We start from the raw sequence: 14,158 nt of genomic DNA, 5'->3' as shown, positions 1-14,158 counted from the left end.
AACGAACCGGAACCACAAGGAGTCCGACATGGAGCAGACAGAATCGCCCGTCGTATTCGCCGCGCGTGACGACGCGTCCGATGTGCGCTTTCCGCACGAAGACGGTTCGCGCGTGCCGTACAAGGTGTTCAGCTCGCGCGCGGTCTACGATCGCGAGCAGGAACGCATCTTCCGCGGGCCGACCTGGAATTTCGTCGCGCTGGAAGCGGAAATCCCGAACGCCGGCGACTTCAAGAGCACGTTCGTCGGCGATACGCCGGTCGTCGTCACGCGCACCGAGGACGGCACGCTGTCCGCCTGGGTGAACCGCTGCGCGCACCGCGGCGCGCAGGTCTGCCGCAAGTCGCGCGGCAACGCGAGCTCGCACACGTGCGTCTACCACCAGTGGAGCTTCGACAACCAGGGCAACCTGCTCGGCGTGCCGTTCCGGCGCGGCCAGAAGGGGATGACCGGGATGCCGGCCGACTTCGACCCGAAGCAGCACGGGCTGCGCAAGCTGCGCGTCGACAGCTATCGCGGGCTCGTGTTCGCGACCTTCAGCGACGAGGTCGCGCCGCTGCCCGAATACCTGGGCGAGCAGATGCGTCCGTGGATCGACCGGATCTTCCACAAGCCGATCGAGTATCTCGGCTGCACGCGCCAGTATTCGAAGTCGAACTGGAAGCTGTACATGGAGAACGTGAAGGACCCGTATCACGCGAGCATGCTGCACCTGTTCCATACGACCTTCAACATCTTCCGCGTCGGGATGAAGGCGCGCTCGATTCCGGATGCGAACCACGGGCTGCACAGCATCATCACGGTGACGAAGACGGGCGACGACACGTCGGCAGCGTACAAGCAGCAGAACATCCGCTCGTTCGACGAGGGTTTCCATCTCGAAGACGAGTCGATCCTCGATCTCGTGTCGGAATACGACGAGGACTGCACGAACCACATCCAGCCGATCTTCCCGCAGCTCGTGATCCAGCAGATCCACAACACGCTGGTCGCGCGCCAGATCCTGCCGAAGGGGCCGGACAACTTCGAGCTGATCTTCCACTTCTTCGGCTACGCGGACGACACGCCCGAGCTGCGCGCGCTGCGCATCAAGCAGGCGAACCTCGTCGGGCCGGCCGGCTACATCTCGATGGAGGACACGGAGGCGACCGAACTCGTGCAGCGCGGCACGGTGCGCGACGCCGACGCGACGTCGGTGATCGAGATGTCGCGCGGCAATCCGGACCAGCAGGACACGGTGATCACCGAAAGCCTGATCCGCAAGTTCTGGGTCGGTTATCAGAAGCTGATGGGCTATTGAAGCGGGAGCGCGGAACGATGGAAAACCTGACGGAAGACATGAAGACGTGGTTCGAGATTTACATGCTCCAGAACCGCTACATCGGCCACCTCGACAACGACCGGCTCGAACACTGGCCGGAAATGTTCACCGAGGACTGCACGTACGAGATCGTGCCGAAGGAGAACGCGGATCTCGGGCTGCCGGTCGGGATCGTCCACTGCACGAACCAGCGGATGTTGCGCGATCGCGTGGTGTCGCTGCGGCACGCGAACATCTTCGAAGAGCACACGTACCGGCACATGACGTCGGGCCTCACGATCGTCGCCGAACGCGACGGCGAGATCGACACCGAGAGCAACTACGTGGTCGTGCAGACGCGCAGCAACGGCGAATCGAACGTGTACCAGGCCGGCAAGTACTACGACACGGTCGTGCGCACGCCCGACGGGCTGCGCTACAAGACCAAGCGCGTGATCTACGACACGTCGCGCGTGCAGACGCTGCTCGCCACCCCGATCTGACCGATCCGACAGCCAAGGAAACGACATGACCGAAGCAACGCTCGCCGAATGGCACCCGCTGGGCACATTCGACGAATTCTCCGAAGACGAACCGGCGGCGCGCGTCGCCGGCCAGAAGCCGATCGCGGTGTTCCGGATCGGCGACGAACTGTTCGCGATGCATGACCTCTGTTCGCATGGTCACGCGCGCTTGTCCGAAGGCTATGTGGAAGACGGCTGCGTCGAATGCCCGCTGCACCAGGGGCTGATCGACATTCGCACGGGTGCGCCGAAATGCGCGCCGATCACCGAGCCGGTGCGGACCTATCCGATCCGGATCGTCGACGGGCAGGTGGAAGTCAATGTCGGCTGACCCGTTCGTGATCGTCGGCGCCGGCCACGCGGCCCGGCGCACGGCCGAGGCGCTGCGCGCGCGCGACGCCGACGCACGCATCGTGATGATCGGCGCGGAGCGCGAGCTGCCGTACGACCGGCCCGCGCTGTCGAAGGACGCGCTGCTGACGGACGGCGGCGAGCAGCGCGCGTTTATCCGCGATGCCGCGTGGTACGACGCGCAGCGCATCACGCTGCGGCTCGGCTCGCGCGTCGACGCGATCGAGCGCGCCGTGCAGCGCGTGCGGCTCGACGACGGCGCGACGGTGCCGTACACGCGGCTCGTGCTCGCGACCGGTTCGCGCGTGCGTGCGTTCGGCGGGCCGGTCGACGAAGGCGTCGTCCCGCATTACGTGCGCACCGTGGCCGACGCGCGTGCGTTGCGCGCGCAGCTCGCGCCGGGGCGTCGCGTGGCGGTGCTCGGCGGCGGCTTCATCGGCCTCGAAGTGGCGGCCGCGGCGCGCCAGCTCGGTTGCGACGTGACGGTGATCGACCCGGCTGCGCGCTTGCTGCAGCGTGCGTTGCCGGAAGTCGTCGGCGCGTATGCGCGGCAACTGCATGACGCGCGCGGCGTGCTCTTCCAGATGGCGACGCTGCCGCGCGAGATTCGCCGCGCACCGGGCGGCGGCGCGATCGTCGAGACCGATCGCGGCGACGTGCCGGCCGATATCGTGGTCGTCGGGATCGGCGTCGTGCCCAATGTCGAACTCGCGCAGGCGGCCGGCCTCGACGTCGACAACGGGATCCGGGTCGACGCGGGATGCCGGACGGCCGATCGCGCGATCTTCGCCGCCGGCGAGGTGACGATGCACTTCAATCCGCTGCTCGGGCGTCACGTGCGGATCGAGTCGTGGCAGGTCGCGGAAAACCAGCCGGCCGTCGCGGCCGCGAACCTGCTCGGCGCGGACGAAATCTATGCCGAGCTGCCGTGGCTGTGGTCCGATCAGTACGACTGCAATCTGCAGATGCTCGGGCTGTTCGGCAGCGAGCGGACGACCGTCGTGCGCGGCGATCCCGCGAGCGGGCCGTTCACGGTGTTCGGGCTGGATGGCGACGGGAAGATCGCGGCGGTGGCCGCGGCGAACCTGGGGCGCGACATCGGCGCGTCGCGGCGGTTGATTGCGGCAGGGGCCGTGCCCGATCCGGTGAAGCTCGCCGATCCTGCCGTGAACCTGAAAACGTTTCTCTGAGGCAAGGCACGAACATGGCCGGGGCGGCCGTGTTCGCGTCGGATAGCTCAAACGCAGGAAGAAACCCGTTCAGGACAACATTCCCGGCGCGCGCAATGCGTGCGGGTTTGTCGCGGGCCGGCGATCGGTGCATATTAGCGGCATTGCCGTTTCACCGGTCGCCCATGACGACAGACAAAGCCCTCGAACTGAAACGCAGCAAGCGCCGCGCGCTATGGCTGCTGCTGGCCGCCGTCGCGGTATTCGTCACGACGATCCTGCTGCCGCGCGGCCCGTGGGTCGACGGCTTCAAGGCGGTTGCCGAGGCTGCGATGGTCGGCGCGCTTGCCGACTGGTTCGCGGTCGTCGCGCTGTTCCGCCGCGTGCCGATCCCGTTCGTGTCGCGCCACACCGAAATCATCCCGAAGAACAAGGACAAGATCGCCGACAACCTCGCGGTGTTCGTGCGCGAGAAATTCCTCGGCCCCGACGCGCTCGCCGCGCAGATCCGCCAGCACGATCCCGCGCGGAAACTCGGCGCGTGGCTCGGCGAGCCCGCGAACACCGACGCGCTCGGCGGCTACGTGACGAAGCTGATGAGCTTCGCGCTCGACATGACCGACGACGCGCGGATCCAGTCGTTCGTCCACGACGCGTTCCGCGCGGTGATCGACCGGATCGACCTGTCGCAATCGGCCGGCGCGATCCTCGATACGCTGACGAAGGACGGCCGCCACCAGGCGCTGCTCGACGATGCGATCGAACAGGTGGTCGACGTGCTCGACAAGGAGGAGAACCGCGAGGTGATCGCGGGCTTCATCGTCGAATGGCTGAAGACGCAGTACCCGAAGATCGAGAAGATCATGCCGACGCAGTGGTTCGGCGAGAACGGCGCGCGCATGCTGGCGAGCGCGGTGAGCCGCGTGCTCGAGGGCGTGGCGGCCGATCCCGAACACGAGCTGCGGCAGCGCTTCGACCGCACGGTCGTGCGGCTGACCGAGCGGCTGAAGCACGACCCGGCGTTCATCGCGAAGGGCGACGAGATCAAGCGCTACATCCGCGACGGTGACGCGTTCAACGACTACGTGCGCGATCTGTGGGACCAGTTGCGCGCATGGCTGAAGGCCGATCTCGCACGGCCCGATTCGACGCTGCACCGGCAGGCCGCGACGCTCGGCGGCTGGCTCGGCGCGCGGCTCGCGGAAAGCCCGGCGCTGCGCGCGTCGCTGAACGAGCACATCGAGAAGGCCGTGCACGAGATGGCGCCGGATTTCGCGGATTTCCTGATGCGTCACATCCGCGATACGGTGCGCAACTGGGATGCGCGTGAAATGTCGCGGCAGATCGAGCTGAACATCGGCAAGGACCTGCAGTACATCCGCATCAACGGCACGCTGGTCGGCGGGCTGATCGGGCTCGGGCTGTATCTGGTGTCGCTGGTGCCGCGCTGGGCCGCGGGGTGGCTGCATTGATGCGGCTGCGCTGGGAACGACCGCGTCGGTCGGTGCCTATGCGTGCGTGCGTTCACGCGGTTCGACCTTGCGGTCGATCTCGCTGCGCGTCGGCAGAGTCTTCAGGTCGTAAGCGGCCTGCAGGTTCAGCCAGAATTCCGGCGACGTATCGAAGTAGCGCGCGAGCCGGTAAGCCGTGTCGGCGGTGATGCCGCGCCGTTCCTTGACGATTTCGTGCAGGCGCGTCGCCGGCACGTTCAGCGCGAGCGCCAACGCATTGACGCTCATTTCCAGCGGAACCAGGAATTCTTCCCGCAGGACTTCGCCCGGATGAATCGGGCGCATTCCGTTCTTGAGCATGCGAGGCTCCAGTCAGTGATAGTCGACGATCTCGACCTGGGCGGGGCCATCGTCGCGCCATTCGAAACAGATCCGCCATCGCTCGTTGATGCGGATGCTGTGCTGGCCTTCCCGATCGCCGTGTAACGCTTCGAGCCGGTTGCCAGGCGGGGCCCGCAGATCGCGCAGCTCTTTCGCGGCAGCGATCGGGCTTGGCTTGTTCGGGGGCGGCAGGGTAGTTGCATCGACGCGGCCACGTGCATCGCGCAGCGGGCGCGATGCCATGTGCTCCGCATCACGCGTGCGCTTTCGCGCCGTGCAGTTGCAGGCCGAGTGCCTTGATCACCTTCAGGATCGTGCCGAAGCTCGGATTGCCGTCGTGCGACAGCGCCTTGTACAGCCCTTCGCGCGACAGGCCCGCGTCGCGCGCGACCTGCGACATGCCGCGCGCGCGGGCGATCACGCCGAGCGCATGCGCGATGAAGGCCGGGTCGTCGCCGGCTTCCTGCAGACAGGCCTCGAAGTAGTCGGCCATGTCGTCGTCGGTCTTCAGGTGTTCGGCCGAATCCCATGGCCGGGTCTTGATCTTGTCCATCGGTTACTCCAGGTCGAGCCGCTCGAGCATCGCGTGCGCGGCGCGGATGTCCGCCTGTTGCGTCGACTTGTCGCCGCCGCAGAGCAGGATCACCCATATCGTTCCGCGCCTGACGTAGTAGACGCGATAACCGGGGCCGTGGTCGATACGCATTTCGACGACGGGCGAGCCGGCGGATTTCCAGTCGCCCGGATTGCCCATCGACAGGCGGTCGATGCGGGCCTGGATGCGCCGCTTGGCGATGCGATCCTGCAGGCCGGCAAACCACGCGTCGAAGACATCGGTGGTCCGGATACTGAATGTAGGGGCACTGTAGGGCATGGATCTCAGTATGTCAACCATGGTTCACAGGTTCGATGAATGAAATTGGGTTGCCCCCAACGATAGGGCCGCGCGCGCCGCTTGAGGTCGAATTGGCCGTCAGGCCGACCCTTTCGCGCGGCCGGACCCGGCCATTCGGCCGAAGTCGGAATTCCGCGAATCCGTCTACAATCAAAAACGTCCTTGCCGCCCGCGTGTGCTTGCTGCGCGCGGGCGAATCCGTTTGTCCTCCTGCACATGGAGGCGCCGCCGTGTTCTGCACGGCGGGCAGTGCCGTGGTCAGTGTCCAGTAGGTAAAGCGTCCGCGTGCCGTAGGCCGGCGCGCGTTCTGAACGTCGCGCGCCCGTAAGCCGGGCAGGCGGCATCAACCGAGAGTCCCCCATGAAAGCATCGGATCTGTTCGTGAAGGCGCTGGAAGCCGAAGGCGTCGAGTACGTATTCGGCATTCCCGGCGAGGAAAACCTCGATCTGCTCGAATCGCTGCGGCGATCGAAGATCAAGCTCGTGCTGACCCGGCACGAGCAGGCGGCCGGGTTCATGGCCGCCACCTACGGCCGCCTGACGGGCCGCACCGGCGTGTGTCTCGCGACGCTCGGGCCGGGCGCGACCAACTTCGTGACGGCCGCCGCGTATGCGCAGCTCGGCGGCATGCCGATGCTGATGATCACCGGGCAGAAGCCGATCAAGTCCAGCAAGCAGGGCCACTTCCAGATCGTCGACGTCGTCGACATGATGCAGCCGCTCACGAAGTTCACGCGGCAGATCGTGTCGATCGGCAACATTCCATCGGCGGTGCGCGAGGCGTTCCGCCGCGCGGAGGAGGAGCGCCCGGGCGCCGCGCACCTCGAACTGCCGGAAGACATCGCGCACGAGGAGGGCGACGGCAAGCCGATCCCGCGCAGCTACAGCCGGCGGCCGGTGGCCGAGGAGAAGGCGGTCGCGCACGCGGTCGACGCGATCCAGGCCGCGCGCCATCCGCTGCTGATGATCGGCGCGGGCGGCAATCGCAAGACGACCTGCAAGATGCTGCTCGAATTCGTCGACAAGACGGGCATCCCGTTCTTTACGACGCAGATGGGCAAGGGCGTGATCGACGAAACGCATCCGCTGTGGCTCGGCAACGCGACGCTGTCCGACGGCGACTTCGTGCACCGCGCGATCGAGCACGCGGACTGCATCATCAACGTCGGCCACGACGTGATCGAGAAACCGCCGTTCTTCATGCGCACGGACGACAAGACAGTGATCCACGTGAACTTCCTCGGCGCGCAGGTCGATCCCGTCTACTTCCCGCAGATCGAAGTCGTTGGCGACATCGCGAACGCGGTGTGGCAGATGAAGGAAGCGGTAACGCCCCAGGCGCACTGGGATTTCGAGCGATTCAAGATGATCAAGGCGCATTTCGACGCGCACCTGGAGAAGGGCCAGCGCGACCCGCGCTTCCCGATGTACCCGGTGAGGATCGTGAACGACCTGTACAACGCGTTGCCGGTCGACGGGATCGTCTGTCTCGACAACGGGATGTACAAGATCTGGTTCGCGCGCTACTGGCGCGCGCACGAACCGAACTCGCTGCTGCTCGACAATGCGCTCGCGTCGATGGGCGCAGGGTTGCCGTCGGCGATCGCGACGAAGATCGTGCATCCGCAGCGCAAGGTGATCGCCGTGTGCGGCGACGGCGGCTTCATGATGAATTCGCAGGAACTCGAAACGGCCGTGCGGCTGAAGCTCGACATCGTCGTGATGATCCTGCGCGACGATGCATTCGGGATGATCCGCTGGAAGCAGGAAAACATGAACTTCCCCGATTTCGCGATGACGCTGAAGAACCCCGATTTCGTGTCGTATGCGCAGAGCTACGGCGCGCACGGGCATCGCGTCGAAGCGGCCGACGATCTCGAGCCGCTGCTGCGCGACTGCTTCGCGACGCCGGGCGTGCACGTGATCGACGTGCCGATCGACTATTCGGACAACGAGCGCGTGCTCAACCGCGAAATCAAGCGCCTGTCGGCGCAACTCTGAATCCGCCGTTCACCGGAAGGAGCGTTCCATGCTGAAGGATACCTATCCGTACCATCTGGCCAACGAGGCCGTCTACGCGAACACCGAGCTGGAAGTCACCGACAAGTTCAGCGGCAAGGTCGCGACGCGCGTCGCGCTGGCCGACGCGAAGGCGATCGATGCGGCCATCGGCGCGGCGGTCGACGCCGCGAAGCCGATGCGCGAGTTGCCGGCCTACAAGCGGCAGGCGGTGCTCGACCACTGTGTCGCGCGCTTTCGCGAGCGCTTCGACGAGCTGGCCGAGGCGCTGTGCATCGAGGCCGGCAAGCCGATCAACGATTCGAAGGGCGAAGTGACGCGGCTGATCGATACGTTCCGCGTCGCGTCCGAGGAGTCGGTGCGCATCGACGGCGAAGTGATCAACCTCGAGATCTCGGCCCGCGCGCAAGGCTACACCGGCTATACGCGGCGTGTGCCGATCGGCCCGTGCTCGTTCATCTCGCCGTTCAACTTCCCGTTGAACCTCGCCGCGCACAAGGTCGCACCGGCGCTGGCCGCAGGCTGTCCGTTCGTGCTGAAACCCGCGAGCCGCACGCCGATCGGCGCGCTGATCATCGGCGAGGTGCTCGCCGAAACCGACCTGCCGAAGGGCGCATTCTCGGTGTTGCCCGCGCATCGCGACGGCGCGGACCTGTTCACGACCGACGAGCGCTTCAGGCTGCTGTCGTTTACGGGCTCGCCCGCCGTGGGCTGGGCGCTGAAGGAGAAGGCCGGCAAGAAGAAAGTCGTGCTGGAGCTCGGCGGCAACGCGGCGGCGATCGTCGACGCGGACCAGCGCGACCAGCTCGACTACGTGGTCGAGCGTCTCGCGTTCGGCGCGTATTACCAGTCGGGCCAGAGCTGTATCGGCGTGCAGCGGATCCTCGTGCATGCGGACCTGTACGACGCGCTGCGCGACAAGCTGGTCGCGAAGACGCGTTCGCTGAAGATGGGCGATCCGAAGGATCCGTCGACGTTCGTCGGCCCGATGATCTCGGAATCCGAATCGCGCCGCTTGTCGGGCTGGATGGATGCGGCCGTCGCGGCGGGCGCGAAGATCGTCGCGGGCGGCAAGGTCGACGGCGCGATGTTCGAGGCGACGTTGCTGGAAAACGTCGGCCGCGAACAGGACCTCTATCGCAAGGAGGCATTCGGTCCGGTCGCGATCCTCGAGAAGTTCGAGCGCTTCGACGATGCGCTCGCGCGCGTCAACGACAGCGACTTCGGGCTGCAGGCCGGCGTGTTCACCGATTCGCTCGCGCATGCGCAGCGCGCATGGGACGAGCTGGAGGTGGGCGGCGTCGTGATCAACGACGTGCCGTCGTTCCGCGTCGACAACATGCCGTATGGCGGTGTGAAGGATTCGGGGCTCGGCCGCGAAGGGATCCGCTACGCGATCGAGGACATGACCGAGCCGCGCCTGATGGTCGTGCGGCGCCGCTAGCGCGCGGGGCGCCGCATGACGGCACGCGGGCGGGCGAATCGCGCCGGCTCGCGTGCCGTTTTCGTTTCGGCGCGCACCGACGGATCGCGGCGATGCCCGCCGTGCGCCATCGTCGCGGCAACGCGTGCCGCGCCGGCCGAACGCGCTCGACTGCACGCATCGCATCGTGATGTAATCGCGCGAAATGGCCAACCGGGGTACGACACCGGCTGGCGTGCGCATTCATTCCTCACGAGGTCGATTCATGTCGCCCGTCTCGGCATTCAAGCTGGTTCTGTTGTCATTCCTTGCGATCGTCGCGCTCGAATACATCGCCAAGCGGTTGCGGTTGCCGCCAGCGGCCGCGCTGCTGATCGGCGGCATCGGCATCGCGTTCATTCCCGGCCTGCCGCCGATCAACCTCGATCCGGAACTCGTGCTGCTCGTGTTCCTGCCGCCGCTGCTGATGGACGGCGCGTATTTCACCGTGTGGGAAGAGTTCAAGCGCAATGTGGGCGGCATCCTGCTGCTCGCGATCGGCGCCGTGGTGTTCACGACGTTCGCGGTCGGCTTTGCCGTGCACTGGGTCGTGCCGTCGCTGCCGTGGGCCGCGTGCTTTGCGCTCGGCGCGATCGTGTCGCCGCCCGATGCGGTGGCCGCGAAGGCGGTGCTCGAACGCGTCGCGCTGCCGCGCCGTCTGATGGTGCTGCTCGAAGGGGAGAGCCTGCTGAACGACGCGGCGGGCCTGGTGCTGTTCCGCTTCGCGGTCGCCGCCGCGCTGACGGGCGCGTTCAGCCTCGAGCACGCGGTCGTGCGCTTCGCGGAACTCGGGCTCGGCGGCGTCGTGGTCGGCTTCCTGGTCGGCAAGCTCGTCGTGTGGTTCCTGAAGCTGCTCGACGACGACTACCTGGTGGTCACCGTCGCGGTGATCGCCGGCTGGATCGCATACATCGCGGGCGAGATGGCCGAGGTGTCGGGCGTGATCGCGACGGTCACGACCGGCATGATCGTCGGCTGGCATCAGCACGAGGTGTTCTCGGCGGCCGTGCGCACGCGCGGCACCGCGTTCTGGCAGGTCATCGTGTTCCTGCTCGAAGCGCTGGTGTTCGTGCTGATCGGGCTGTCGCTGCGCGGCGCGATCCACCGGCTCGGCGGCTTCGAGCAGGTGCTCGCCACGATGATGCCGGCCGTGCTCGCGGTACTGGCGGCCGTGATCGTATCGCGCTTCGTGTGGGTCTATGCCGTCGAGGCGCTGAAGTGGCCGGTGCGCGGGATCGTGCGGCGCGGCGGCGCGCCCGACTGGAAGGCCGCGACGGTCATGAGCTGGGCCGGCATGCGCGGGGTCGTGACGCTGGCGATCGCGCTGTCGTTGCCGGAGGCGCTGCCGGGCCGCGACGTGATCCTGGTCGCGTCGTTCGCGGTGATCCTCGTCACCGTGCTGCTGCAGGGCACGACCATCGGGCCGCTGATCCGGCTGCTGCGCCTGCCGCAACGCGAAGAGCGCGCCGCGCATCACCTGACCGAGCCGCAGACGTGGGCGCATATCGAGGCAGCGCAGCTCGCGGCGATCCAGCCGCTGGTGCGCGACGATAGCGGCAAGGTGATTCACCCGCGCCTGCTGGAGCAATACACGTATCGTGCGGAACTGACCGAGCGGGCGAAGAACGAGCCCGAATATCCGGCGGAGGTCCGCGTCGCTCACTACGATGTCGTGCTGGCCGCGATCAAGGCCGGGCGGGTGGAACTGCTGCGCCTGCATCGTTCGGGCCGCATTCACGACGAGATGCTGCACATGGTCGAGCGCGATCTCGACCTGCAGGAAGTGTCCGCGCAGCACGCGCGCGGGTAACCGGCCGCGCGGCCGGGCGGTGAGCGCACGGCCGCCTTGCTGCGCCACCGGCCCCGGCCGGCGGCGTTCCATGCCTGCCGCGTCGCGGCCGATCCGGTCGCGGCGCGTGCTTTTCCCGTTTCCACCTCCCCGATTCCGTCGCATCGAAATCCGGCCCCGATACGTTCGACGCGTGGGCCTTGCAGCGCATGCAAACCTCGTGGCGACGGCTTCGCAAACGTTGTCGTCTTTCGCGCCCGGAAATGATCTGATTTATCTGAATTCCGCTCTCTCACCATATTTGGCAAAACTAAACCGGAAGGAGATAGATGCTGTGTTCTAATTTCATTTAGAATCAGCCGGTTATCTTTATTGAGAGAAAGCGCGCGGAGGTAATGCGACCGTCGTCGGGGTGAATTCGGCGTTCGGATCCCCGCGAGGCAATGCCGACAGGCCAGATCGGCAACACAGGCGGATTTCTCTGCCGCCATATTTTAAGATGGCGTCCAAGTCGGATAAACAACTCCTATGAAAGAATCAATTGGAGATTTGGCGTTTGAAACGGTATTTATGAAAGAATCCAGCGGTGAAAATGCGCCGGATTGTCTCGAATCGGGGCTATCGGTTCTGCTCGTCGACGATCAGCCGTTCGTCGGCGAGGTGATCCGTCGCGCGCTGCGCAGCGAGCACGATATCGACCTGCATGTGTGCACCGACGCGCACCGGGCGATGGCGGTCGCGCGCGACGTGAAGCCGACGGTCATCCTGCAGGATCTCGTGATGCCGGAAATCGACGGCCTCGACCTCGTTCGCGCGTGGCGCGCGAACGCCGACACCGCACGCGTGCCGATCATCGTGCTGTCGGCGAAGGAAGAGCCGATCGTCAAGCGCGAGGCGTTCATCGCCGGCGCGAACGACTATCTCGTGAAGCTCCCGGACGCGATGGAGCTGACCGCGCGTATCCGCTATCACTCGAATTCGTACCTGATGTCGCGGCAGCGCGACGAAGCGCTGGATTTCCTGTCGCACGACATGCGCTCGCCGCAGACGTCGATTCTCGCGCTGCTCGAGGTCTACCGGACCGAGCACGGCGACATGCCGGCGATCATGGAGCGCATTGCCGGCCACGCCCGGCGCGCGCTCGCGCTCGCCGACGGCTTCATCCACCTGACCCGCGCGCAGTCGGAACGCCGCGCGCACGAGGTCCTGAGCCTCAACGAGATCGTGCTCGACGCGGTCGACCAGCTGTGGGAGAAGGCGGCCGGATTCGGCAGCCGGGTCGTTGCCCACGTGCCCGACACCGAGTGCGTGACGATGGGCGACCGCATGATGCTCACGCGCGCGGTCGCGAACCTGATCGACAACGCGCTGAAGTACGGCCCGGCCGGTACGGACGTGCATTGCACGCTGAGCGACGACGACGGTGCCTGGCTGATCGGCGTCGAGGACGCCGGCTCCGGCATCGCGCCCGAGCAGCGCACGGCCGCGACCGAGTCGTTCGTGCGGCTCGAATCCGTGCATGGCGCGGCGCGCGGCGGCTTCGGCCTCGGGCTTGCGTTCGTCCGCGCGACGGCCGCGCGGCATCGCGGCCAGATCCTGATGCGCAATACGGCGCGCGGCTTCATGGTCGCGCTTCGGCTGCCGGCACAAGCGGAGCGATGATTTCGCGGCGCGGCCCGCCGGTGCCGCGTTGCCCGCAGACCCCGATGCGCTCGTGGCGCGCCGTCCGGCGCGCAGGCGGGTGCAGATTTTTTCAACGCTGATTTTAGAAAGCCCATAACGAACATGGCCACCGTGACGCCCCGCGCGACCAATGAAAGCCTGCACACGACGAGCGGCGCCGCCCGGCTGACGCTCGGCAACCGTATCCTGATCAGCTTCGGCGTGCTGTTCGTGCTGATGCTGGTGATGGCCGGCGTGTCCTACGAGCGCCTGCGCGCGATCAACAGCGAAGCCGTCAGCATCGAACGCGATTCGCTGCCCGGCGTCTATCTCGCGGCGTCGCTGCGCGGGGCGGTCAACGAATCGTTCACGGCGCTGCAGCAGGCGACGTTCGTCGACACCGATCCCGAACTCGTGCAGCGCGATTTCGCGAAGATCGGCGAGGCGCTCAAGGAGGTCGAGTCGTTGTCGGTCGACTACCAGAACACGACGTTCCGCGATGACGACCGCCAGCGCTTCGCGACGTTTCGAGGCGCCTTCGACCGCTACCTGCCGCTGCTGAACGACGCGGTGCAGAAGAGTCGCGTGTCGCGCGAAGAGGCCATCGCCGCCTATGCGAAGGTGCAGCCTTCATGGGCCGAGGTCGTGCGCAACGCAAATATCCTGGTGCAGGAGAACCGCAAGTTCGCCGACCAGTCCGCGAAGCTGATCCGCGAATCCGTGCAGGACACCGAGGTCGTGCTCGCGACCGCGCTGGCGATCGTGCTGCTGTCCGCGCTGGGGCTGGGCTACGGGCTATACCGTTCCGTCACCGTGCCGATGACGCGGCTCGTCGAGGTGCACGACGTGATGCGCACCGGCAACCTGACGCGCCGCCTCGACCTGCGCCGCCGCGATGAATTCGGCACGCTCGAGACGGGTTTCAACCGGATGGCCGACGAGTTGACCGAGCTGGTCGCGCGCGCGCAGCAGTCGTCGCTGCAGGTGACGACGTCGGTCGCCGAAATCGCGGCGACATCGCGCGAGCAGCAGGCGACCGCGAACGAAACCGCGGCGACGACGACCGAGATCGGCGCGACGTCGCGCGAAATTTGCGCGCCGCCGCGCGACCTGCTGCGCACGATGAACGAGGTGAATGGCGTGGCCGAGCAGTCG

General features: G+C 66.5%; 14 protein-coding genes. 10 read left to right on the top strand and 4 right to left on the bottom strand.

The features are described from left to right. Positions 1-28: 28 nt before the first annotated feature. From andAc to U4Y91_RS00050, 5 genes are all read left to right on the top strand, one after another. Complete coding sequence (gene andAc, locus U4Y91_RS00070; protein ID WP_321802375.1) at positions 29-1,300, top strand: anthranilate 1,2-dioxygenase large subunit AndAc; 1,272 nt, start codon at positions 29-31, stop codon at positions 1,298-1,300. Positions 1,301-1,317: 17 nt separating this feature from the next. Next, positions 1,318-1,803 carry an anthranilate 1,2-dioxygenase small subunit AndAd gene (andAd, locus tag U4Y91_RS00065; protein WP_059531699.1) on the top strand — a complete coding sequence of 162 codons (486 nt, stop codon included), beginning with the start codon at positions 1,318-1,320 and terminating at the stop codon, positions 1,801-1,803. A 25-nt stretch (positions 1,804-1,828) separates the two neighbouring features. Then, complete coding sequence (gene andAb / locus U4Y91_RS00060; protein ID WP_044847551.1) at positions 1,829-2,155, top strand: anthranilate 1,2-dioxygenase ferredoxin subunit AndAb; 327 nt, start codon at positions 1,829-1,831, stop codon at positions 2,153-2,155. Beyond that, positions 2,145-3,365 (top strand): anthranilate 1,2-dioxygenase system ferredoxin--NAD(+) reductase, encoded by a 1,221-nt coding sequence (andAa, locus tag U4Y91_RS00055; RefSeq protein WP_321802373.1) that lies wholly within the window; start codon positions 2,145-2,147, stop codon positions 3,363-3,365. The genes andAb and andAa overlap by 11 nt, the downstream gene beginning before the upstream one ends. A 164-nt stretch (positions 3,366-3,529) precedes the next feature. Beyond that, entirely contained in the window at positions 3,530-4,816 is a 1,287-nt protein-coding gene (locus tag U4Y91_RS00050) for a DUF445 domain-containing protein (RefSeq protein WP_321802372.1), read from the top strand. A gap of 36 nt (positions 4,817-4,852) precedes the next feature. Here the strand turns inward: U4Y91_RS00050 and U4Y91_RS00045 are convergent, their stop codons facing one another. Genes U4Y91_RS00045 through U4Y91_RS00030 form a run of 4 tightly spaced genes read right to left on the bottom strand, consistent with a single transcriptional unit; the run spans position 4,853 to position 6,050 of the window. Next, a complete protein-coding gene (locus U4Y91_RS00045; protein ID WP_047901479.1) occupies positions 4,853-5,155 on the bottom strand; it encodes a HigA family addiction module antitoxin in 303 nt (100 codons plus the stop codon). Positions 5,156-5,167: 12 nt separating this feature from the next. Beyond that, positions 5,168-5,419, bottom strand: coding sequence for a type II toxin-antitoxin system RelE/ParE family toxin (locus U4Y91_RS00040; protein ID WP_321802369.1), 252 nt, complete (start codon positions 5,417-5,419; stop codon positions 5,168-5,170). Between the two features lie 10 nt (positions 5,420-5,429). Next, positions 5,430-5,729, bottom strand: a complete 300-nt coding sequence (locus U4Y91_RS00035) for an addiction module antidote protein (protein ID WP_006750245.1) — start codon at positions 5,727-5,729, stop codon at positions 5,430-5,432. A gap of 3 nt (positions 5,730-5,732) precedes the next feature. Further along, entirely contained in the window at positions 5,733-6,050 is a 318-nt protein-coding gene (locus U4Y91_RS00030) for a type II toxin-antitoxin system RelE/ParE family toxin (RefSeq protein ID WP_321803132.1), read from the bottom strand. A 381-nt stretch (positions 6,051-6,431) separates the two neighbouring features. Between U4Y91_RS00030 and U4Y91_RS00025 the strand changes: the two genes are divergently transcribed. The 5 genes from U4Y91_RS00025 to U4Y91_RS00005 form a co-directional block, all read left to right on the top strand. Beyond that, positions 6,432-8,072: an acetolactate synthase large subunit gene (locus tag U4Y91_RS00025; RefSeq protein ID WP_321802367.1), complete on the top strand. Its 1,641-nt coding sequence runs from the start codon at positions 6,432-6,434 to the stop codon at positions 8,070-8,072. Positions 8,073-8,100: 28 nt separating this feature from the next. Beyond that, entirely contained in the window at positions 8,101-9,534 is a 1,434-nt protein-coding gene (locus tag U4Y91_RS00020; RefSeq protein ID WP_321802366.1) for an aldehyde dehydrogenase family protein, read from the top strand. 244 nt (positions 9,535-9,778) lie between these two features. Continuing rightward, positions 9,779-11,362: a Na+/H+ antiporter gene (locus U4Y91_RS00015; protein ID WP_321802365.1), complete on the top strand. Its 1,584-nt coding sequence runs from the start codon at positions 9,779-9,781 to the stop codon at positions 11,360-11,362. A 507-nt stretch (positions 11,363-11,869) separates the two neighbouring features. Next, a complete protein-coding gene (locus U4Y91_RS00010) occupies positions 11,870-13,003 on the top strand; it encodes a hybrid sensor histidine kinase/response regulator (protein WP_321802364.1) in 1,134 nt (377 codons plus the stop codon). A gap of 123 nt (positions 13,004-13,126) precedes the next feature. Beyond that, positions 13,127-14,158 (top strand): methyl-accepting chemotaxis protein (locus tag U4Y91_RS00005; RefSeq protein WP_321802362.1); only part of this gene is annotated, 1,032 nt, incomplete at its 3' end.

It is taken from the genome of Burkholderia sp. BCC1993, from assembly GCF_905339865.1.
Taxonomy (GTDB): domain Bacteria; phylum Pseudomonadota; class Gammaproteobacteria; order Burkholderiales; family Burkholderiaceae; genus Burkholderia.
The sequence above is the reverse complement of the archived record's forward strand: the minus strand, read 5'-3'. Positions and strand labels throughout refer to the sequence as shown.